Source organism: Arthrobacter sp. 08Y14 (assembly GCF_002929455.1).
Lineage (GTDB): Bacteria > Actinomycetota > Actinomycetes > Actinomycetales > Micrococcaceae > Arthrobacter_B > Arthrobacter_B sunyaminii.
In genome coordinates this window covers 238,471-258,146 of record NZ_PJIX01000003.1, presented here as the reverse complement: position 1 = coordinate 258,146, position 19,676 = coordinate 238,471, and the positions used below count along the sequence as shown (strand labels likewise).

19 protein-coding genes are annotated in these 19,676 nt (G+C 64.2%); 10 read left to right on the top strand and 9 right to left on the bottom strand.

Annotated features, from left to right (window positions below):
* The first annotated feature begins 233 nt into the window (after nt 1-233).
* On the top strand, nt 234-1,565 hold the full coding sequence (locus tag CXR03_RS13615) for an LGFP repeat-containing protein (protein ID WP_104104314.1): 1,332 nt from the start codon (nt 234-236) through the stop codon (nt 1,563-1,565).
* Nucleotides 1,566-1,660: 95 nt separating this feature from the next.
* On the opposite strand, the gene CXR03_RS13610 is transcribed toward CXR03_RS13615, so the two are convergent.
* From CXR03_RS13610 to CXR03_RS13600, 3 genes are all read right to left on the bottom strand, one after another.
* Entirely contained in the window at nt 1,661-1,864 is a 204-nt protein-coding gene (locus tag CXR03_RS13610) for a cold-shock protein (RefSeq protein ID WP_104055090.1), read from the bottom strand.
* Nucleotides 1,865-2,070: 206 nt separating this feature from the next.
* Nucleotides 2,071-2,619: a DUF421 domain-containing protein gene (locus tag CXR03_RS13605; RefSeq protein WP_258073649.1), complete on the bottom strand. Its 549-nt coding sequence runs from the start codon at nt 2,617-2,619 to the stop codon at nt 2,071-2,073.
* Nucleotides 2,620-2,837: 218 nt separating this feature from the next.
* On the bottom strand, nt 2,838-4,391 hold the full coding sequence (locus CXR03_RS13600) for an FAD-binding protein (RefSeq protein WP_219816249.1): 1,554 nt from the start codon (nt 4,389-4,391) through the stop codon (nt 2,838-2,840).
* Between the two features lie 209 nt (nt 4,392-4,600).
* Here CXR03_RS13600 and CXR03_RS13595 point away from each other — a divergent pair, with 209 nt between their 5' ends.
* The gene (locus CXR03_RS13595) at nt 4,601-5,758 is read left to right on the top strand and encodes a Rieske 2Fe-2S domain-containing protein (protein WP_104104312.1); all 1,158 of its coding nucleotides are present in this window, start codon (nt 4,601-4,603) and stop codon (nt 5,756-5,758) included.
* Nucleotides 5,758-6,039 carry a ferredoxin gene (locus tag CXR03_RS13590; RefSeq protein ID WP_104104311.1) on the top strand — a complete coding sequence of 94 codons (282 nt, stop codon included), beginning with the start codon at nt 5,758-5,760 and terminating at the stop codon, nt 6,037-6,039. The genes CXR03_RS13595 and CXR03_RS13590 overlap by 1 nt, the downstream gene beginning before the upstream one ends.
* 169 nt (nt 6,040-6,208) lie before the next feature.
* On the opposite strand, the gene CXR03_RS13585 is transcribed toward CXR03_RS13590, so the two are convergent.
* Both CXR03_RS13585 and CXR03_RS13580 read right to left on the bottom strand, forming a co-directional pair.
* A complete protein-coding gene (locus CXR03_RS13585) occupies nt 6,209-7,255 on the bottom strand; it encodes a ferredoxin--NADP reductase (protein WP_181034608.1) in 1,047 nt (348 codons plus the stop codon).
* Nucleotides 7,252-8,151 carry an alpha/beta fold hydrolase gene (locus CXR03_RS13580; protein ID WP_104104310.1) on the bottom strand — a complete coding sequence of 300 codons (900 nt, stop codon included), beginning with the start codon at nt 8,149-8,151 and terminating at the stop codon, nt 7,252-7,254. The genes CXR03_RS13585 and CXR03_RS13580 overlap by 4 nt, the downstream gene beginning before the upstream one ends.
* A gap of 221 nt (nt 8,152-8,372) precedes the next feature.
* On the opposite strand from CXR03_RS13580, the gene CXR03_RS13575 reads away from it, so the two are divergent.
* From CXR03_RS13575 to CXR03_RS13565, 3 genes are all read left to right on the top strand, one after another.
* The gene (locus CXR03_RS13575) at nt 8,373-9,557 is read left to right on the top strand and encodes an acyl-CoA dehydrogenase family protein (protein WP_104104309.1); all 1,185 of its coding nucleotides are present in this window, start codon (nt 8,373-8,375) and stop codon (nt 9,555-9,557) included.
* A gap of 62 nt (nt 9,558-9,619) precedes the next feature.
* Nucleotides 9,620-10,546: a VOC family protein gene (locus tag CXR03_RS13570; protein ID WP_104104308.1), complete on the top strand. Its 927-nt coding sequence runs from the start codon at nt 9,620-9,622 to the stop codon at nt 10,544-10,546.
* Between the two features lie 92 nt (nt 10,547-10,638).
* Nucleotides 10,639-11,106 (top strand): nuclear transport factor 2 family protein, encoded by a 468-nt coding sequence (locus CXR03_RS13565; RefSeq protein WP_104104307.1) that lies wholly within the window; start codon nt 10,639-10,641, stop codon nt 11,104-11,106.
* 82 nt (nt 11,107-11,188) lie between these two features.
* Here CXR03_RS13565 and CXR03_RS13560 read toward each other — a convergent pair whose 3' ends face one another.
* Nucleotides 11,189-12,004, bottom strand: a complete 816-nt coding sequence (locus tag CXR03_RS13560) for an IclR family transcriptional regulator (RefSeq protein WP_104104306.1) — start codon at nt 12,002-12,004, stop codon at nt 11,189-11,191.
* Nucleotides 12,005-12,248: 244 nt separating this feature from the next.
* On the opposite strand from CXR03_RS13560, the gene CXR03_RS13555 reads away from it, so the two are divergent.
* The 4 genes from CXR03_RS13555 to CXR03_RS13540 are packed head-to-tail and all read left to right on the top strand — an operon-like array spanning nt 12,249 to nt 16,267.
* Nucleotides 12,249-13,064: a 2-keto-4-pentenoate hydratase gene (locus tag CXR03_RS13555; protein WP_104104305.1), complete on the top strand. Its 816-nt coding sequence runs from the start codon at nt 12,249-12,251 to the stop codon at nt 13,062-13,064.
* On the top strand, nt 13,064-14,038 hold the full coding sequence (locus CXR03_RS13550; RefSeq protein WP_258073648.1) for an acetaldehyde dehydrogenase (acetylating): 975 nt from the start codon (nt 13,064-13,066) through the stop codon (nt 14,036-14,038). The genes CXR03_RS13555 and CXR03_RS13550 overlap by 1 nt, the downstream gene beginning before the upstream one ends.
* Before the next feature lie 2 nt (nt 14,039-14,040).
* Nucleotides 14,041-15,048, top strand: coding sequence for a 4-hydroxy-2-oxovalerate aldolase (gene dmpG, locus CXR03_RS13545; RefSeq protein WP_104104304.1), 1,008 nt, complete (start codon nt 14,041-14,043; stop codon nt 15,046-15,048).
* A 31-nt stretch (nt 15,049-15,079) separates the two neighbouring features.
* Complete coding sequence (locus tag CXR03_RS13540; RefSeq protein ID WP_104104303.1) at nt 15,080-16,267, top strand: flavin reductase; 1,188 nt, start codon at nt 15,080-15,082, stop codon at nt 16,265-16,267.
* A gap of 3 nt (nt 16,268-16,270) precedes the next feature.
* Here the strand turns inward: CXR03_RS13540 and CXR03_RS13535 are convergent, their stop codons facing one another.
* Genes CXR03_RS13535 through CXR03_RS13525 form a run of 3 tightly spaced genes read right to left on the bottom strand, consistent with a single transcriptional unit; the run spans nt 16,271 to nt 19,655 of the window.
* The gene (locus CXR03_RS13535) at nt 16,271-17,635 is read right to left on the bottom strand and encodes a TetR family transcriptional regulator (protein WP_219816248.1); all 1,365 of its coding nucleotides are present in this window, start codon (nt 17,633-17,635) and stop codon (nt 16,271-16,273) included.
* Nucleotides 17,636-17,679: 44 nt separating this feature from the next.
* Nucleotides 17,680-18,147 carry a thioesterase family protein gene (locus CXR03_RS13530; protein ID WP_258073647.1) on the bottom strand — a complete coding sequence of 156 codons (468 nt, stop codon included), beginning with the start codon at nt 18,145-18,147 and terminating at the stop codon, nt 17,680-17,682.
* On the bottom strand, nt 18,144-19,655 hold the full coding sequence (locus CXR03_RS13525) for an FAD-dependent oxidoreductase (RefSeq protein WP_104104301.1): 1,512 nt from the start codon (nt 19,653-19,655) through the stop codon (nt 18,144-18,146). Before CXR03_RS13525 ends, CXR03_RS13530 begins: the two co-directional genes overlap by 4 nt.
* Nucleotides 19,656-19,676 lie beyond the last annotated feature (21 nt).

Sequence of the window (19,676 nt, the reverse complement as noted above, 5' to 3'; positions counted from 1 at the left end):
GAGCGCTCCTGCCCTGTCCGTCCATCACATTTTAGAGATCCAAGGCCAAAAACGATACGTGCCGTGGAATCCGTTCAGTGTTTTTGCCCTGCCTCCCCTCGTTGTCGAGGGGTGATTCCACCTTGGAAACGCAGCCTCGAAGGGGCGCTGACCGGGATTACGTTGAGGGAACAACGGCAACAGCTACGGCCCGCCCCGGGCCGGTGCGCCGCCTCAAGCAAGGAGATGGAATCATGCCGGATGACCACCGTGTGCCTGCCGGCACGCCACTGACCCCCGGGACGGGGAGAATAAAAATATCCGACCGCATCAAGATCCCTCCCCTGATTTCCGGGGAGGGAAACCTGCGCCGGAAATACGACGCCCTCGGCGGAGCTGCCGCCCTTGGCGAACCGGTCAGCAAGGAGGAGGGAAAGATCTGGACCTTCGCAAACGGATCCTGCCTTTGCTACAACCCGGACATGTTCGCCGCATTCGAAATCCACGGCGACATCTACGCGAAGTGGCTCGCCCTGGGCGGCATGGCATGGGGTATACCCTGCACTGACGAGACCGGAACCCCGGACGGCGTTGGGAGGTTCAACCACTTCAACGCCAACACAGCTTCAATCTACTGGACGCCCGCCACGGGTGCCGCGGGGATCTGGGGGCTCATCCGGGAGAAGTGGGCACAAATGGGATGGGAACGCTCACCGCTCGGCTATCCCGTGACGGATGAATCCGGTACGCCCGACGGCGTCGGGAGGTTTAACCACTTCAGCAACGCCGGCTCCGTGTATTGGACACCCGGGACCGGTGCCCACGCTGTTTACGGTGACATCCGTGCCCGCTGGGAAGCAATGGGCTGGGAAACCTCATATCTTGGTTATCCGGTCAGCGACGAGGTGGACTTTGCCGAAGGCGGCCGGGCCAATGAGTTTCAAAACGGCGGGATCTATTGGTGGCCCGACACCGGCGCGATCGACCTGCGCGACGTCGTCGTCCACTACACCGGCTTGTACTGTTTCGGGGAAACGGACTGGGACCAGGGTTCGTCAGCGGACGAACCCTACGTCATTATGGGCGTCACCTCTCCGCAGGTGGCTACGGTTCACCGGTCCGGGATCTATAACGATGTTGACGCAGGTGAGTCCCGGCCAGACCTCATCGAGGTTTACCGCGGACGCCCATACGGCATGAATATCAGCACCGTGGTGATGGAAAACGATTTTGGCGACCCGGACAAGTACAAGGAAGATATCCAGAACGTGGTGATGGGCGTGCATGCCGCCGGCACGCTGGCTCTTGGCCTGATACCGGTTGTGGGACCCGTGATCGCAGCCGTCGCCGGCCCGGCGCTGAAAACACTGATGCCAAGCATCGGAGGCGCCATCAACAACGCCCTCAACCTGGGCGATGACCGGATTGGGAGTTCCTCCATTACTGTTTCCGCCAAACAGATGGTGCTGCTCGCAGCACGAACCCCGAACACCGATTTCCACGGTATCGGGTACAAAGTTGAGAGCGGACTGGTCTCCGGCTCCGGCGCCTCCTACAAGGCGTATTTCGGCGTGGTCCCTGCCTAGGCAAAAGGTCCCTGGTTAAACACAAAAGCAGGACGGGTAACCCGTCCTGCTTTTGTAAGGCAATTCAGTACTAGTACTGAACCGAAGTCTCTAAATTAGAGCGCCTGGATGTTCGTAGCCTGGGGACCCTTGGGGCCCTGCTCGGTATCAAAGCTAACCTTCTGGTTCTCGTCCAGGGACTTGTAACCATTGGAGTTGATAGCGGAGTAGTGAGCGAACACGTCGGCGCTGCCGTCATCGGGCTCGATGAAGCCGAAGCCCTTTTCGGAGTTAAACCATTTTACTGTACCTGTAGCCATTTTAATATTCCTTCTGGAGTGAAGCTGGTCCCGACTTTCGGGGAGCTTCAGTCGCGGTGTTCATTTACCGCTTTTACAGAAAAGCGGCTAGCCCGTTTGGGTTTCGCCGCTTGAAATACAAAATGCGCAACAACCAACAACTGAGTAAGACTCTACACGAGATCTACCGAAAGGCAAAACGGGGCATCCCCGCACTCTGAATCCGCTCAGCCGGGCAGCACCAGGTGGGCCGGAATACTGTCCCTGTCGGGAATTCTGCGCAGCAGCAGCGGGTCGATGAGCTCCCCGCGCCGCAGGACCGAGACATCACCGGTGGGTTCCAGGACGACAAGCGCAACTTCGGAAAAGTTCCTGATGCCCGCTTGGCGCAGTTTGAAGTACAGCTCGTCCTCCACAATTCTGGCTGAACGCAGTCCGGCCTGCAGAACCTGATCCCCCGCCATGAGCAGGATCGGTTTGCTGGAGAAGTAGGCACCCCGCCTGGTCCGGCGCAGGACGGCCTCCAACCGGAAGAGGGCAAACATAGTTGCCAAGCCGATGACGCCGGCGGCCAGGGTGGGCGTGTAGCCCAAAACCACCCGCCCCAGCACCGACCCGAAAGCAATCACAATGGCCTTGTCCATCGTGGACCAGCTGGCCAGTGCGCGCTGCCCGGCGGTCCGGATCAGGACGAAAAATGCGGCATAGATGCCAGTCGCAGAAAGGATGACCCAGAGGGCCTCCAAGGGTGAAATTCCGAGGTTGTGGGACCACACGGTCATTCTCCTTACAGGGCAAGGCCAGGACCTTATTCCGGTCCCGGCCCCTCAGCCGGCTTGGAGATGAACAGGAAGCCGACGCGAACTGAGGATGGCACCGGCAGCCGCCTGGGCCGATAGGAAAAATGCTAGCCCCCGGCGGTGCGGTTCCAACAGGCCGCTGCTGCAGGACTGCCGGACGGCTCCGTGATCCGTGCAGTCCAATACCCGGCTGCCTAGCGCGCCGCCATGGACTGGACCGCGCGGTAGGCAAAGACCATGGCGGTGCCGATGGGAATGCCCGGCCCCGGATAGAACCGGCCGGAGAAGGACGCGCTCGTGTTTCCCACGGCGTACAACCCGGGGATGGGTTCCCCGTCTTCGGCCAGGACCCGTGCGTCGGGGTCCGTGCGCAGACCGCCCTTGGTGCCCAGGTCGCTGAGCACCACCCGCGCGGCAAAGTACGGTGGCTGGTCCAATGCCACCAGGGCCGGATTGGGGCCGTGCGAAGGATCCGTGAAAAAGAGGTCATAGGGGTCTTCACCGCGGTGGAAGTCCTCGTCCACGCCGGTTTCGGCAAAACCGTTGAACCGCTGCACGGTTTCGCTCAACGCTTCCGCAGGCAGCCCGGTGCGTTCAGCCAGCTCCTCGAGGGTTTGTGCCTGAACCCAGGTTCCGGCAGCGAGGTGCTCCTGGGGTGATGTGTTGTCCGGGCGCATGATGGCGGGCAGCTCGCCGCCAAAACGTGAATCGAAGACAAACCATGAAGGGATCCGGTCTTCCGCGGCGAAGGCCATTTGGCGGCCCATCCGGTCATAAGGCAGTGACTCATTGGCGAAACGCCGTCCGTCCCCGCTCACCATCAGGCCGCCCCGGAAGCCCAGGGTAAAGGCGCTGTCGCCCGACGGCTGCAATACCCCGGGGCACCACCATCCCTCATCCATCAGCTCAACAGCGGCCCCTACCTCCTGCGCGCTTCGGATGGCGGTACCGGTGTTTGAACCGCGCGGCGCCATGCTCCAGTCTGCCGAACCGGGTGTTCCGTTCTCCCCGCGCATCCGGGCGTTCGATTCAAACCCGCCGGCACCCAGCAGCACTCCCGCTGCAGCCTTCAGCGTGTGCGGCCCTTCAGCGGTCTCCACGGAGATGCCGACTGCTCGTCCTTCCTCGACAATGAGGCCGGTCATCTCGGTTTCGGTGCGCACAGAGCCGTTGCCGGTATTCATGAAACCCAGCAAAAGGCGCCCGATGAGTGCCTGCCCGGCGGTCAGTGGACCGTCAGGGTGTGACTCCCCTTTGCGGTCACTCTCTATGTTCGGCCGCACCAGAGCGGCCAGGTTCCCAATCTCGCTTTTCGGAAGATCCAGCGGCATCATGGACCGTCCCGCGTCCATCCTTCCGGGACCCGCAAAGTAATCCGGGAACGCAGTCCAGCGGAACTCAATGGCCGGGTCATGTTCAAGGGCTTTGACCAGCTCCGGGGCACTGGCCAGGAAGGCTTCCCGCCGGTCAGCTTCAGCCTCTCCCAGCAGGGACTGCAGATAGGCGCGTGCAGCGTCGAGGGAATCGGCCACCCCCGCCCGCTCCTGCACCTGCGTGGCGGGCAGCCAGCAGGAGGCTCCGGAATAGGACGACGTGCCGCCAAGGAACGGCGTCTTTTCAACTACCAGCGTTTTGAATCCTCGGGAGGCAGCACTGAAGGCGCCTGCCATCGCACCTGCTCCGGAACCCACCACAATGACGTCATACTCGCTGTCCCAGTCCTGCACATTTACCTGCCCGATTGTCATGGTTTCCCTTTTCGTCGTCGTCGGTGGAACGCAGGCCTGGCTGCGGCATTCCGCCGGCGGCCCGCCCACCAGATTGTCAGGCGGGAAATGCGCCGCTCACGACGGTCCCATACACCGGGACTGGCCCCTCACACGGTTACGCCTGTGCCTAAATTCAAGGTTCGAGACGTTCGACACCGCACAGGTGAATTTGAAGGGAACGGTTCCACATGAGCATTGTTGAGTCAGACCAGGACGAAGTCAGGCAAATTGAATCAGGACAGGTGCCCACGCGGTACGCGCGCGGATGGCATTGCCTGGGCCTGTCAGACAAGTACAAGGACGGCAAACCGCACACGGTAAAGGCCTTTGGCCAGAAACTGGTGATCTTCACAGGCAGTGACGGCAAGACCAATGTCCTTGACGCGTACTGCCGCCACCTGGGCGGAGACCTTTCACAGGGCACCGTCAAGGGCAACGAGGTTGCCTGCCCGTTCCACGACTGGCGCTGGGGCGGAGACGGGCGCTGCAAGTCCGTTCCGTACAGCCGCCGGGTGCCGATGCGCGCCCGTACCAGCACCTGGCAGACGCTGGATCAGGACGGACTGCTGTTCGTCTGGAATGACCCGGAAGGCAACCCGCCGCCGGAGAACGTCGTCATCCCCCGCATCGAGGGCGCCGAGGACGAGGGCTGGACCAAGTGGGTCTGGAACGAGATTGTGGTCAACACCAGCACCCGTGAAGTCATCGACAACGTCGTCGACATGGCCCACTTCTTCTACATCCACAACAACTTCCCCACTTACTTCAAGAACGTCTTCGAGGGACACATCGCCACGCAGTACTTCGACGGAATTGCCCGCGAGGACGTGACTCCCGCCGACCCCGACCCCAGCGCCCCGAAGATGCTCAAGACCTGTTCAGTGGCCTCCTACTACGGCCCGTCGTTCATGATCGATGACCTGGTCTACATCTACGAGACCTTCGAGATGAAGACCGTCCTCATCAATGCGCACTACCCCATTGATGAGAACTCCTTCGTGCTGATGTCCGGAATCATCGTGGAGAAGAAGCCCGAACTTCCGGGCGACCCGGACCAGATTGCCGCTACCCAGGCCCAGTGGATCCTGGGCGGCTTCAACCAGGATGTGGAGATCTGGCAGAACAAGGCCCGCATCGACAACCCGCTCCTGTGCGAGGAGGACGGCGCCGTCTACCAGCTGCGCCGGTGGTACGAGCAGTTCTTCGTGGATGTGGCGGACGTCAAGCCGGAAATGACCGACCGCTTTGAGCACGAACTCGATACGAGCCGGCCGGTGGAAAGCTGGCAGAAGGAAGTGGCGGGCAATCTGGCCCTGCGCAAGGCTGCAGAGGGACAACTGATCTAATGACGGAACGTACCGATCTCCGCATTATCGATAATCCAATGCAGCCGCTGGACTGCAGTGCGTGCGCCGCTTCTGTCCTGGTGCGCAAGTCGAATTGGCAGCAGACCAGCATCCAGTGGAATGAAACCGCGCAAAAGGCCTGCCGGGAGCGTCCGCTCGCCTGCCGCGGGGACAGGCCGACGGGACAGTTTGCAGGCTGCGAGACCCTGGCAGCGACCATCCGCGATGCTTCCCTGGAAGGCAGGATCGACGTGATTTTCAAGGACGTGCCGGAGAAGTAGCGCCGAGACGCTTGGAAAGGCGGGCGGGAGGGATCAGTTCAGCTGGAACTGATCCCTTCCCGCTTTTTTGTGCCCTTGGGCTTCCTCAGAAAAAAACACTGCCCGGCCCCACGGGGAGCCGGGCAGTGCCCTGGTGTTTCACGGCCGGGATGGGCCGGGCGCGATCGGCCTACTCGTCGTAGGTGATCCTGACTTTCTCGCTGACTGCCACCGCCTGGCAGGCGAGGATGTACCCCTCGTCGAGGTCCGCTGCATCCAGGACCTCGTTCCTTTCCATCCGTATCTCGCCTTCGAGGACGCGGCACGTGCAGGCACTGCAGGCGCCCTCCCGGCAGGAATATGGCGCGTCTATGCCGGCGTTGATCAGGACGTCCAGCAGGCGGTTTCCGCCGGGCCAGGACAAGGACCGGGTCTGGCCGTCCAATTGGACCTCCACCTCCGTGCTCTCCCCCTCGACGTCGTGAACCACTGCAGCCACCGGAGCGAAGGGATCGGTTCCCAGCGAGGTGAAGCGTTCAATGTGGATCTGCTCCGACGGCATGCCGAGCGTGTCCAGTGCTTGGGCAACGCAGTCCATGAACGGTCCGGGACCGCAGATGAAAACTTCGCGGTCTGCGTAGGGTGCGGCCAGGGCACCGATGGAGGGCTGGTCTGGCAGCCCCTGCACGGTTCCCAGCCAGTGAATGACCGTAAGCCTGCCGGGATGCTGCTTGGAAAGAGCAATGAGCTCATCCCGAAAAATAATGGAGGACTCATCCTGGTTGGCGTAGACCAGCGTCACCAGTCCGTTGCCGGCAGCCAGTGCCGACTTCAGAATGGACATGACAGGCGTAACACCGCTTCCCCCGGCGAACAGGAGGAAGTCCTTGTCCAGCGAGGTCGGGGTGAAGGTTCCCGCCGGGCGCAGGACGTCCAGGACGTTGCCTTCCACTACGTTGTCGCAGATCCAGTTCGATCCGTAGCCGTCCCGGGTGCGCTTGACCGTCACCTTCAGCTTTTCGTCCTGCTGCGGCGAGCTGCACAGCGAGTAGCAGCGCGCTGCGCCGCCGGGACGGTCGCTGGGGATGCGGATGGTGAGGAACTGGCCGGGCTTGTAGCTGAAGGTACCCCCCGCTTCCCCCTCCGGTTCCAGGACAAGCGTGTGTGCGTCGGACGTTTCCCGGATGACCTCCACCACCCTCACCTGCAGGGGCGTTACCACTGACAAAGTGCTCATGCTGCTTCCTCTTCCCGCTGCAGGAATGCCAGTACGGTGCTTTCAAAGGCAGCCTTCTGCTCGATCATTGCCCAGTGCCCGCAGTTGGGGAACACATGAAGTTCCACGTCGGGAATGGTCCTCAGCGGCACCAGCACCCCGTCCAGTGGGGAGACGCGGTCATCACGGCCCCAGGTGATCAGGGTTTTGGCCTTCAGCTTGTGCAGCTGTGCCCAGGCCGGGGCAGCATCGGAGGCAGCGGCAGCTGCGGCCGCGGCTTTCATCGCCGCCCGGCTGTACATTCTGCGGGCGCTGGCCAGTGTCTTCGGTTCCGTGGCCTGCTGCCAGCGCTCATTGATCAGTTCCTCGGTGACCAGCTCCTGGTCGTAAACCATGGACTGCAGCCACTGGATGAGCCGCTCGCGGGTGGGATCCTCGGTGAAGGCAATCAGCAGGCTGATCCCCTCAGCGGGGGACGGGCTGAAAATATTTACGCCCATGCCGCCCAGCGTTACCAGCTTGGCCACCCGGTCCGGGTGGTTGATGGCAAACCGCGTTCCGATCATGCCGCCCATCGAGTTGCCGATGATGTCCACCCGGTCCAGGCCCAGGCCGTCCACCAGATCGACAACGGCCTGCCCGCCGGCCTGCATGGGATGCAGGTCCGAAGGGTCACTGACGCCGAATCCGGGAAATTCCAGGACGTAGCAGTGGAAGTGCTCGGCGAAGGCCGGAAGGATGCCCTTGAAGTTACCCATGCCGGTAACGCCGGGGCCCGAACCGTGCAGGAAGACCAGCGGGGGGCCTTCACCTGCCTCGTGGTAGCGCAGCACGCCGTTGCCGGTCTGGAGCTCCCGCAGCACTGCGTTGCCGGTCCGGGCTGCACTGCCCTCTTCATGGCGAAGGTCCGTGGTCATTTCTCAGGCTCCTCATGTACGAATCTCTTCGGTCTTCCTGAACCATAAACAGTCCCCCGGTATACGGCCACGCAGATCCCGATCACCGGGATGGGTTGCCTGTGCCGCGGCCGAGCCGCCAATCCCGGTGACCGGGACATCCCGGGCTCCCCCTTGTCGAAGGACCCTAGATTTTGCACAGAGGCGGAGTACAAGCCCTGACGAGGAAGCGAGAAGCAGCAATGACAACCACTGTAAATTCCGATGTGCTGACCGAGCGCGGCGAAGAACTGCGTTCATACGGCCAGGCCAACGAAGACCTGGGAAAGCTCAATGAGGCCACCGTGGACATCCTTCGCCAGTCCGGTGTCATGAAGCTGCTTGCCCCCGTTGAGTACGGCGGCACCCGGGCGCACCCCGCGGAATTTGCCGAAACGGTCATGAAGATCGCCAGCCTCGACGGAGCAGCGGGCTGGGTGGCCGGCGTCGTTGGCGTGCATCCCTGGGAACTGGAGCTCATGGCTCCGAAGCTCCAGGAAGAAATCTGGGGAGCGGACGACAACACCTGGGTGTCCTCCCCCTACGCGCCGATGGGCGTTGTCATCCCGACCGACGGCGGCTACCGGTTTAGCGGGCACTGGCAGTTCTCCAGCGGCACCGACCATGCACAGTGGGTCATCCTGGGAGCATTCATCGGCGACGCCGAGGGCAAACCGCTGATGCCCTATGAATCAGTGCACGTGGTTGTCCCCCGTGCTGATTACACCATCGTTGAAGACTCCTGGGACGTGGTTGGACTGCGTGGCACGGGCAGCAAAGACGTCATCATCAAGGACATCTTTGTTCCCGAGTACCGGGTCATCAACCAGGCCGACCTGTTCAGCGGCAAAGTGGCACGCGATGCCGGCAAGACCGACCCCATTCACCGCATCCCGTTCTACAGCCTGTTTCCGCTCGGCCTGACCTCCGCAGTGGTGGGCATCGCTGAAGGAGCGTTGCACGCGCACCTGGATTACCAGCGCGACCGAATGCAAGTCAACGGATTCAAGAGCATCGAGGATCCGTACTCGATGTACGCGGTCAGCGAGGCGGCCGGAGAAATCCGGGCCTCCCGGTCGGCAGTTCTGGACAACATCAGCAGGATCTATGACACAGCGGCTGCCGGCCGTGAGATCAGCCTTGAGCAGCGCGCCGTGGGGCGCCGCACCCAGATCCAGGCTGCCTGGCGGGCCGTCGCCGCCGTAGACACCATCCTGTCCCGTTCCGGTGGCAACGGGCTGCGGATGAACAACCCGATTCAGCGATTCTGGCGCGACGCCCACATGGGCCTTGCCCACGCCATCCACGTGCCCGGCCCCACCTACCACGCAGCCGTCCTCACGGAGCTGGGCGTGGAACCGCCGGCAAACCTGGCTGCCATGGTCTAACCCGCCGGGAAACCTCCGGATACAGCAACAACCCTCACCACAACAGCAAGGCAAGGAACACCATGACTCACATTCGAGGACTGGGCTATCTCAAGGTCCAGACCCAGCACATTGACCGCTGGCGTGAACTAACCGTCGAAGGTCTCGGCTTCGCCGAGGCCGTGGGCCCGGACCCCGACGGCCTGTACCTGCGCATGGACGAACGGGAAGCGCGCCTGATCGTGCTCCCGGGAACTTCCGACCGGGTCCTGGCCGTGGGCTGGGAAGTCCGCGACCATATCGCCCTGGCCCAGGTGGCCAGGGACGTGGAGGCTGCAGGCATCGCCGTCACCTGGCTCAACGAGGAAGAAGCCGACGAGCGCGGCCTGGAACAGGTCATCACCTTCGCCGATCCTGGTGGAACTCCGGTGGAGGTTTTCTTCGGCCCCCGCCTGGACCACAGCATCCTGAAGACCGGTTACGCGCAGAAGTTCGTCACCGGCGCGCAGGGCATGGGCCACGTTGTCCTGCCCACCATGGCCATGGAGGAAACTACTTCCTTCTACACCGATGTGCTGGGCTTCCTGCCCCGCGGCGCAGTGCGGCTGGGCCCGCAGCGGCCGGCCAACCGGTTCCGGTTCTTCGGCGTCAACCAGCGCCACCACAGCCTTGCCATCGGCGGCGCACCGCATGCCGATGCCCCGGGTCTGGTGCACCTGATGGTTGAGGTCGAGGACCTGGACACCGTGGGGCGGGCCCTGGACACAGTCACGAAGCAGGGCTTCAAGCTCTCGGCTTCACTCGGACGCCACACCAACGACAAGATGGTCTCCTTCTACGTCCGGGCTCCCGGCGGCTGGGACATCGAGTACGGCACCGAGGGCATGCTGGTGGATGAAACCTACTACACTGCCGAGGAAATCACGGCCGAGAGCTACTGGGGCCATGATCATTCGGGCGCAGCGGACGAGCCGCTGGCCGCGTTTGTCCCTAAAAGCGCTGCCGTTTAGTTAGCAAAACAGAATGCCGCCCCGTCGGGCGGAGGAGAGCCGCTGCAGGCCGCTCCGCCCGACGGTTCGCCGTCTTCGATGTAAGGAACCCCGTGACTCACTCTCCAACCGGCACGGCCTCTGCACCCCGCACTGCTTCTGCCGCCGGCGCAGCGGACAGCGACATCGAGCTGATCCGGCGCCTAACCCACGAATATGTTTCAGCCCTCGACGGCGGCCGGCTGGACGATCTGTTGGCCCTGTTCACCGAAGACGGTGTCTGGGACGGCACCGGCTGGGGAATCCCCGCGGTTCAGGGTACGGCCGCCCTGCGGGAGTTCTTCACATCCACCATGGCCTCAAACCGCGGCACCTGCCATCTGGTCCTCAACCACATCATTGACGTTGACGGCGACACAGCGAAGGGAACCGCCTACTTCCACGCCTTTGGCCGGCGCCTCGACGGCAGCCTGCAGGATTCCCTGGGACTGTATTCAGACTCGTTCGCCAGGACCGCCCGTGGATGGAAGTTTGCACGCCGGTCGGTGGCCGGCCTGCTGACGCCCCCGGCCGCTGACTGAGAACCCGGCCCAGTGAGAGCTCCCGGGGACAGGCACATGGGTCCAAGCGACACGCCTGGACCCATGTGCCGTTCCGGGGCGCTCAGGACCCGGTATGCCGGTCCTGGGCCAGGTCACCGGGAAACAGCGCTGCTGACACGCGGCGTGCCGCATCCAGGACCAGTGGAGCCACACGTTCAATCGGATCCCCGGCGGTGCCCACCAGGGAAATGCTTGCCACCGGCTCCCTCCGGTTGCGGATGGCCGCTGCCACGCAGGAGATACCCTCGTAGCTCTCACCGGATTCGTACGCCAGCCCGCCGCGCTGGCGAATCCGGTTCAGCTCCGCGTACAGCGCGGGGACATCCCTGATGGTCCGCGGCGTGTTGGCGGACAGTCCGTGCCGGAACATTTCGTCCAGCTGCTCGGGGTTGATCCAAGCCAGCATGGACTTTCCCAGTGCCGTTGCATGGGCCGGAGCGTTGCCGCCCACCCGCGACGGCACCGAGGTGGCCGAGCGTCCGCCGGCCTTGTCCAGATAATGGATGTTGGTGCCGTTGAGGACGGCCAGATGGACCACCATTCCGGTCCGTATCTGCAGGCTGTGCAGCAGGGGCGCGGCCTCAGCCCGGATCCGGCTGTTTCCGTTGTCCAAGCCGCCGAACTGCAGCGAGCGCCAGCCCATGCCGTAGCCGTCGGGCGTGTGTTCCAGCCAGCCCAGCTGCACCAACTGATCCAGGATCCGGTGCGTGGTGGAGCGCGGCAGGCGCGTCCTGGACGCTATTTCGTCCAGCAGCAGCCGGACGGAGCGTGAATCGAACACCTCCATGATCAGCGTCATCCGCGCCGCCATTGCCGGAGGCGGTCCGGAGGGAGCCGGAGGCCAGGCAACAGGGGGTGCCGTCAGGGAAATACTCATCGGCACCGCCCGAAGGAGACACCGGCGGAACACCGGCGGAACCTGCAACAGGGAACATTCATTAGCTGGGACCTCCTTGGCACATCTATGGACCACAAAAACTATGTGAGCTAACGCACATTAGAGCTTCACTGTACACATCGCTACAGGATTTGCACCACCCTTCTCCCATCCCGCTCTTCGGGACTGCCCCGGGGCAGGACAGCTCATCGGCGCAATACTGAAGGCTCACTTGGGAGGACAGATGACTGCAACCATCGAGACTGCACCTGCTTATCCGGCAGGCATTGCAGAATTAGCCGCACGCCTGCGCCGTGCAGAGCGGGACGGAACGCCGATTGAGCCGATCCGCGACCTGCTCGCAGACGGCGGCATCAGCGCGGCCTACGACGTCCAGCGGACCAACGAGGACGCCTGGATCGCCGAGGGCCGCCGCGTGGCCGGGCGCAAGATCGGGCTCACGTCACGGGCCGTACAGGCGCAGATGGGCGTGGACCAGCCGGACTTCGGCGTTCTCTTTGCCGACATGTGCCTGGCCGACGGCGATGCGCTGGCTGCCGCGGCAGTCCTGCAGCCGCGGGTGGAAGCAGAAGTTGCCCTCGTCCTGAAAAAGGATCTCCCCGAGCCGGACACCACGCTCACCGAGCTGATCGCCGCTGTGGACTACCTGCTTCCGGCTATTGAGATTGTCGGGTCAAGAATCACCAACTGGGACATCTCCATCCTGGACACCATCGCCGACAACGCGTCCAGCGGCCAGATAGTGACCGGCACCCGGCCCGTCGCGCCGTCGTCGATTGACCTGGCGGCCGCCGGCATGGTCATGGAAGTCAACGGCAGCGTGGAATCAGTGGGCTCGGGCGCTGCCTGCCTGGGCCATCCCTACCGTGCCGCGCTCTGGCTGGTGAGGCGCATGGCGCAGCTGGAACGGCCGCTAAAGGCCGGCGAAATCCTGATGACCGGGGCCCTCGGCCCCATGGTCGACTTTCCGCCGGGGGCCAACGCAGTAGTGAACATCCAGGGACTTGGACAGGTCCGCATCAAACATGAGGAGAAGTAGTGGGAACCAACGAACTCTGGCCGGTGGCCATCATCGGCTCCGGCAACATCGGAACCGATCTGATGATCAAGGTGCTCCGCGGGGCCAAACGGCTGGAAATGGGTGCCATTGTGGGCATCGACCCGGAGTCCGACGGGCTCCGGCGCGCCGCCAGCATGGGCGTTCCCACTACTGCCGACGGCATCCAGGGCCTGCTTGAGATGCCGAACTTTAAGGACATCAAGGTGGTCTTCGATGCCACCAGCGCCTCCGCGCACCTCACCAACTGGGACCTGCTGAAGGACACCGGCGTCCGCGTGCTGGACCTGACACCGGCCGCCGTCGGCCCCTACTGCGTCCCCGTGGTGAACCTTGAGGACCATCTGGACGATACCAACCTGAACATGGTCACCTGCGGCGGACAGGCCACGGTGCCCATGGTGGCTGCCGTCACGCGGGTGGCTCCGGTGCGCTACGCAGAGATCGTGTCCTCCGTTGCCTCCCGTTCCGCCGGTCCCGGCACCCGCGCCAACATCGACGAGTTCACCGAGACCACTTCCCGCGCCCTGGTTGAGGTCGGCGGTGCGGCCGAAGGCAAGGCCATCATCATCATGAACCCCGCCGAGCCGCCGATGATGATGCGGAACACGGTGTACTGCCTGGTCGACGGCGAAACGGACCATGCCGCCATCGCGGCGTCGGTCAAAGCCATGGCCGCACAGGTGCAGGAGTACGTTCCCGGGTACAAGCTCAAGCAGGAAGTGCAGTTTGAAACCTTCGGCCCGGAGAATGCCCTGCACATTCCGGGCACGGGCAGCTTCACCGGCACCCGGGTCACAGTGATGCTGGAAGTGACCGGCGCCGCGCATTATCTTCCCGCCTACGCGGGCAACCTGGACATCATGACCTCCGCCGCCATGGCCGTCGCCGAGCGGTGGGCCGAACGCGGCGGAGTACAAGAACAACACATCGCCGCGGCGATGCAGGAGGCATAACCATGAGCAGGCTCTACATCTCGGACGTCACCCTGCGTGACGGCATGCATGCCATCCGGCACCAGTACACGGTGGACCAGGCCGTCGCCATCGCCACCGCGCTGGACGCCGCCGGCGTCGCTTCCATCGAGGTGGCGCACGGCGACGGAATCAACGGCTCCTCCTGCGTGTACGGCTTCGGTGCCCACACGGACCTGGAATGGATTTCCGCGGTTGCGGGGGCCGTCAAACAGGCCAAGGTTGCCACACTGGCGCTGCCCGGCATCGCCACCATCCATCATCTCAAGGACGCCAACAGCGCCGGGGCTTCGGTGGTGCGTGTGGCCACCCACTGCACCGAGGCCGATGTGTCCGCGCAGCACATCGGTGCCGCCCGCGATTTGGGCATGGACACCGTGGGCTTTTTGATGATGTCCCACATGAGCCCGCCTGCCGAACTCGCCAAGCAGGCAAAACTGATGGAAAGCTACGGAGCCACCTGCGTGTACGTTGTGGACTCCGGCGGAGCCCTGACCATGCCCGGCGTAGCCGAACGAGTTGATGCCTTCCGGCAGGTGCTGGATCCGGCCACTGAAATCGGCATCCACGCCCATGAGAACCTCTCACTGTCGGTGGCGAACTCCCTCACCGCCGTGGAACACGGCGCCAACCGGGTGGACGCGTCTCTGGCCGGCATGGGAGCAGGAGCCGGAAATGCTCCGCTGGAGGCGTTTATTGCCGCTGCAGACAAGTTCGGGCTTGACCACGGCTGCAACCTGCCGGCGCTGATGGACGCCGCTGACGACCTGGTGCGCCCGCTGCAGGACCGCCCCGTCCGGGTGGACCGCGAGACCCTGTCGCTGGGCTACGCCGGCGTGTACTCCAGCTTCCTGCGGCACGCGGAAACGGCCAGCACCCGCTACGGCATCCCCACCACGGACATCCTGATGGAGCTGGGCAAGCGGCGCATGGTCGGCGGTCAGGAAGACATGATCGTGGACGTGGCTCTGGACCTGCTCGCTCAGAAGTAACCCCGTCCCACAGCTTTCGAAAGGAAACACAATGACCGAAATCAGCATGGAACAACAGCGGCCCCTCACGAGCGATCCGATGGTGTTCCGCAACGTGCTGGGCCACTTCCCCACCGGCGTGGTTCTGATTACGGGCATGGCTGAGGACGGCGAACCGGTGGGCATGATCGTGGGTTCCTTCACCTCGGTGTCACTGGATCCCCCGCTGGTGGCGTTCCTGCCCACCGTTGCATCGCAGACCTTCAGCAAGCTCCGCACCGCCGGATCCTTCTGCGTCAATGTGCTGGCCGCGGACCAGGAGGACCTGTGCCGCCGCTTTGCCGGCAAGTCCGCTGACAAGTTCGCCGGCTTGTCCTGGCGGCCGTCGCCGCTCGGCGCGCCGGTGCTGGACGGGGTGGTGGCCTACATCGACTGCACCTTCGATTCAATCAACGACGCCGGTGACCACTACATTGTCCTGGGCGCCGTCCATGAGCTGCAGGTGTGCAGCCCGGTGGCGCCGTTGCTGTTCTTCCAGGGCGGGTATGGACGGTTTGCCCCCATGTCGCTGAGCGCGCCTTTCGACGCGGACCTGATAGCCGGCGTTCGGCTGGCCGAGCGGGGACGGAACGAAATGGAGCGGCTCGCCGCCGAGCTGGGAGCCGAGTGCACAGCCATGGCTGTCATCAGCGATCAGCTGGCTGTCATAGTCGCCGCCGCCGGCACGGCTCCGGAGCAGGACGATCGCCTCGGGGAACGCATTCCGCTGATGCCTCCCATGGGTGAACTCTGCCTGGCGTGGGAAGACCCGAAGACCATCGACCGCTGGCTCTCCCGTGCCCTGCCGAGCGACGAATGCACCCCGGACGAGTACCGGGGACGCCTGGAAGCAGTGCGTCAGCGCGGCTGGTCCATCACCATGCGGGGCGGTTACCGGGACGAGCAGGTTTTCGAGGCCCTCCGCGAGTACTCCGCCGGCACCTACACCCCGGCCCAGGAACGCGAAATCCGCGAAATCATCTCCCGCACCTCCAACAGCTACGCTCCGGTGCAGCTGGAAGAAGGGCGGACGTACGACGTCGATTCCCTGCTCGCGCCCGTGTTTGACGCCGCCGGGAAGGTCCGGCTGGTGCTGCGCATCGCCAATCTGCCCCGGAACGCCGAGGCGTCCCGGATCCAGGCTCTGGCACAGGAACTGCTGGCTGCGGCTCAGGCCATTGGTGCGGTAGCCGACGCCTGAGGGTCAGCGCCCGGCGGGAGCTGCCGATCCTGCCAGCAGTTTCTCAGCTGCCCGGTGCAGGCCCACGGCCAACAGGTCAGCCAGCAGTCCCGGTTCCCAGGAATGGGCGTCGATCTGCCTGCTGAGCAGTAGGCCTTCCAGGAACCGGAAGAGACACTCGGACAGATACTCCGCCAGCTCGGTGCGCTGTTCTTGGCTCTCCATATCCGGCAGCACAGCGGAGAACCAGTCCGTCGTCACGCTCTGCATGTTCTCCATCACCGTCTCCAGGCTTTGCACGCCGCAGGAGGTTCGGTTGCCGTCCTGGAGCAGGAGCAGCAGGCCCAGCCGCAGGATCCCGGTTCCGGCGGCGGTCCCCTCGAGCACATCACGCAGCTGGTCGCGAAGCGGCACGGTCCAGTCCCCCTGCGCCGGTTGCCCGCTCAGGTCCAGCCGGGCAGCTTCCCACTTCTGCACGGCTCCGGCCACCACCTCGGCCACGAGGTCGTCCTTGTCTTTGAAGAACCAGTAGAGCGAGCTGGCCGGCAGTGCGGCGCGTTCGCAAACCCGGGCTACCGTGACCCCGGCGTACCCGAATTCGGCAATGATGTCCTCGGCAGCCTGCAGGAAGGCCCGGCGCCCGGTCTGCGTGCCGGCGCACTCCACGGCCTGAACCGGTGGTTCCCCTTCAAAGGGGATCGGGGCATCCCCGGCCAGTTCCCCCAGACGGTCAGCCATCGCATCCACGGACAGCGCCAGCATCCACGTGATGCGGTTCTCGTCGAATTGGCGCCCGGCGTGCCGCCGGAGAAAGTAGCTGTCCCGGACCGCGAACGTGAGGCTGCCCAGCAGCACCGATCCGATCCCCCGCTGCTCCATCTGCTCCGGCAGGCTGGGTTTCCACCAGCGGGCCAGCCAGTCGATGCTTTCCCGGCGAATCTCCAGGAACCTGTCCCTGGCCGGGGACTCCTCCGGAGGCCGGACCACGGCCATCTGCAGCCCGAAGCGCCAAAAGTCCTCACGGGGCCACTGGAAAATCTGCTCATACAATTCGGCGCTGCGGTTTTCGCCCGAGGCAAACTCCGGCCACGTGGGGATCGTCTGCAGGTGAGTGCCGATGGCATGTTCCAGGGCCGCTGCAATGAGTTGTTCCTTGTCCGAGAAGTGCCAGTAGATGGAGCTGGCGGACAAGCCGGTGGCTTTGCGGACCATGGAGATCCTGGTTCCCTCATAGCCGTGGCGGGCGGCAAGGCGCATGGTCTCTTCGAGGATCCGTTCGCGGGTCTGTTCACCCTGCCGGTTCTTCCGGTCCGTCTTGCGCTGCGCCACTACCCACCCAATGTTCTCCGGTTCGAAACCCGTTTCGGCCTCGGCCCTCCATCCTTGCACAGCACCGCCGGCTCGTCCGGGGCAATCCCGGCCAGCGATACCGTTTAGAACACTGACGCCCCGAGGTAGGGCAGCATGAGGGCCTTCTGGTCCGGAGCGATCCGCAGCAGCCGCCCGGAAGCGGCGTCGACAAAAGCGAGGGTGGTCTCCGCCTTGGCGCACGTTTGCGCTGTTACGGGATCGCTGATGACGTAGGCGATGGTGAGGCTGGCCCCTTTCAGTGCGCTGATCCAGACGTCGATCTCGGCCGGGATGTTGCGGTAGGTCAGGGGCGAAAGGTACTTCACCCGGTGCTCCGCCACCAGCGCCTGGGTTCCGTGGGGCACGTTATTGAAGAGTGCGACGACGGGTTCCCGCCCCGGCCCGCCGGTACCGCCGGGCGGGCCGAAGGCGTGGATCCGTGCCTCTTCCAGAATCCGCAGGATTTCCACGTTGTTCACGTGCCCGTAGGCATCCATGTCCCCCCAGCGCATGCCGACGGAACACCGGATGACCTGCGGGGTTTTATTCATGGTTTGTTTCTAGCACAGGCTCGGTTCTTACCGCCCGGCGCTGCAGCGGCGGCCGCACCGGCACGCCGGCCAAAGAACGTACCCTCGCCGAGGGAAGTGCCGCTGATGTACCCCTGTCCGTAGATCCCGGCGGTGGCGCGGCCTGCAGCGTAGAGGCCGGGAACCGGTGTCCCGGAGACATCCAGCACTTCGCCGTCCGGCCCGGTTTGCAGTCCGCCGAGCGTGAAGACGCTTGCACCGCCCCCTCCGGCGGAACCCGATTCCGGAGCGGTCATGCCGCGGCGGACGTCGATGGCGGCAAACGGCGGCTCCAGGGGCCGCAGCCAGCGCTTGTTCTTGAAGAAGTACGGGTCCTCCCCCGCCGCCGCATGCCGGTTGTACTCGCGCACGGTTCCTGTCAGCGAACCCTCCGGCATACCCACTTCCTGTTCGAGTTCTTCGACGGTCTCCGCCGCGAAATGCGGAACCACGCCCCAGCGCTCCTGTTCCGGAACTTCCTCGTAGGCCTTCTCATCCAGGATGACCCAGACTGCCAGGTCCTGCTTGAACAGGGCGGCCTGTCCGAGCAGCCCGGGATACTGGTCTTCGTTGATGAACCGCTGCCCGACGGCGTTGACCAGCATGCCGCGCACCACCAGGCCCGGGATCAGGGTGATTCCCACTTGGGCGGAGGACATCCGTGCAGTGCCGGCACCGAGCGCCTGGGCCATGCGGATTCCGTGTCCGTCATCGCCGCCGTCGCTGGTTACCCCCAGCCCGGTCAGCCGCGGGGCGTGCAGGGCCACCATCTCGGCGTTGTCCGCAAAGCCGCCTGTTGCCAGGACGACGCCGCGGCGGGCACGGTAGGTCACCGTCTTTCCGAAACGGGTGGCGACGACGCCGGCAACGGTGCCGCCGTCGAGGATGAACTGCCCGGCATAGGTATCGGTGTGGACCGGGATGTCCGCCTCATCCACGGCCTCGGCCAATACCTTCATCAACACCTTGCCGCCGTAACCTTCCGAGGTAACCCGGTGGCCGCGCGGTGCCGGCTTTGCCAGGGCAGCAAAGGGCATGGCGTTTTCGCCCAGCCACATCAGTCCGTCGTCGGTGGGAGGCACCCAGGACGGGCTGTCCCACAGCGAGGGCTTGAACGGGACGCCGAGGCTGCTCAGCCACTCGTAGTGCTCCAGGCTGCCCTCGCAGTAGAGGCGGATTTTCTCGGCGTCGGCGTTTGGCCCCAGTGCCGCCAGCAGGTAGGCCTCCATGTCCCCGGCAGTGTCGGTAAACCCGCAGGCCTGCTGGATCGGTGTGCCGCCGCCCAGATAAATCTCACCGCCGGAATGGGCTGAGGAGCCGCCTCCCCCGCTCGCCCGCTCCAGGAGAATAACCTCGGCACCCAGCTCCCGCGCTTCGAGCGCAGCCGCCGCACCGGCGCAGCCGCAACCGATCACCAGCACGTCCGTCTCGTAATCCGCCGGGTCCACCTCGCGGGAGTCCACCGGTCCTGCAGCTTTTTGCGCGCTCATCCTCGAGCCCCTTCGTTTGGC

Bases quoted from the DNA above. Each gene is read 5' to 3' on its own strand.
- CXR03_RS13555 (WP_104104305.1), top strand. From the start codon at position 12,249: ATGACTGCAACCATCGAGACTGCACCTGCTTATCCGGCAGGCATTGCA.
- CXR03_RS13595 (WP_104104312.1), top strand. From the start codon at position 4,601: ATGAGCATTGTTGAGTCAGACCAGGACGAAGTCAGGCAAATTGAATCA.
- CXR03_RS13580 (WP_104104310.1), bottom strand. From the start codon at position 8,151: ATGACCACGGACCTTCGCCATGAAGAGGGCAGTGCAGCCCGGACCGGC.
- CXR03_RS13585 (WP_181034608.1), bottom strand. From the start codon at position 7,255: ATGAGCACTTTGTCAGTGGTAACGCCCCTGCAGGTGAGGGTGGTGGAG.
- CXR03_RS13615 (WP_104104314.1), top strand. From the start codon at position 234: ATGCCGGATGACCACCGTGTGCCTGCCGGCACGCCACTGACCCCCGGG.
- CXR03_RS13530 (WP_258073647.1), bottom strand. From the start codon at position 18,147: ATGAATAAAACCCCGCAGGTCATCCGGTGTTCCGTCGGCATGCGCTGG.
- CXR03_RS13600 (WP_219816249.1), bottom strand. From the start codon at position 4,391: ATGACAATCGGGCAGGTAAATGTGCAGGACTGGGACAGCGAGTATGAC.
- CXR03_RS13575 (WP_104104309.1), top strand. From the start codon at position 8,373: ATGACAACCACTGTAAATTCCGATGTGCTGACCGAGCGCGGCGAAGAA.
- CXR03_RS13560 (WP_104104306.1), bottom strand. From the start codon at position 12,004: ATGAGTATTTCCCTGACGGCACCCCCTGTTGCCTGGCCTCCGGCTCCC.
- CXR03_RS13610 (WP_104055090.1), bottom strand. From the start codon at position 1,864: ATGGCTACAGGTACAGTAAAATGGTTTAACTCCGAAAAGGGCTTCGGC.
- CXR03_RS13570 (WP_104104308.1), top strand. From the start codon at position 9,620: ATGACTCACATTCGAGGACTGGGCTATCTCAAGGTCCAGACCCAGCAC.
- CXR03_RS13590 (WP_104104311.1), top strand. From the start codon at position 5,758: ATGACGGAACGTACCGATCTCCGCATTATCGATAATCCAATGCAGCCG.
- CXR03_RS13525 (WP_104104301.1), bottom strand. From the start codon at position 19,655: ATGAGCGCGCAAAAAGCTGCAGGACCGGTGGACTCCCGCGAGGTGGAC.
- CXR03_RS13540 (WP_104104303.1), top strand. From the start codon at position 15,080: ATGACCGAAATCAGCATGGAACAACAGCGGCCCCTCACGAGCGATCCG.
- dmpG (WP_104104304.1), top strand. From the start codon at position 14,041: ATGAGCAGGCTCTACATCTCGGACGTCACCCTGCGTGACGGCATGCAT.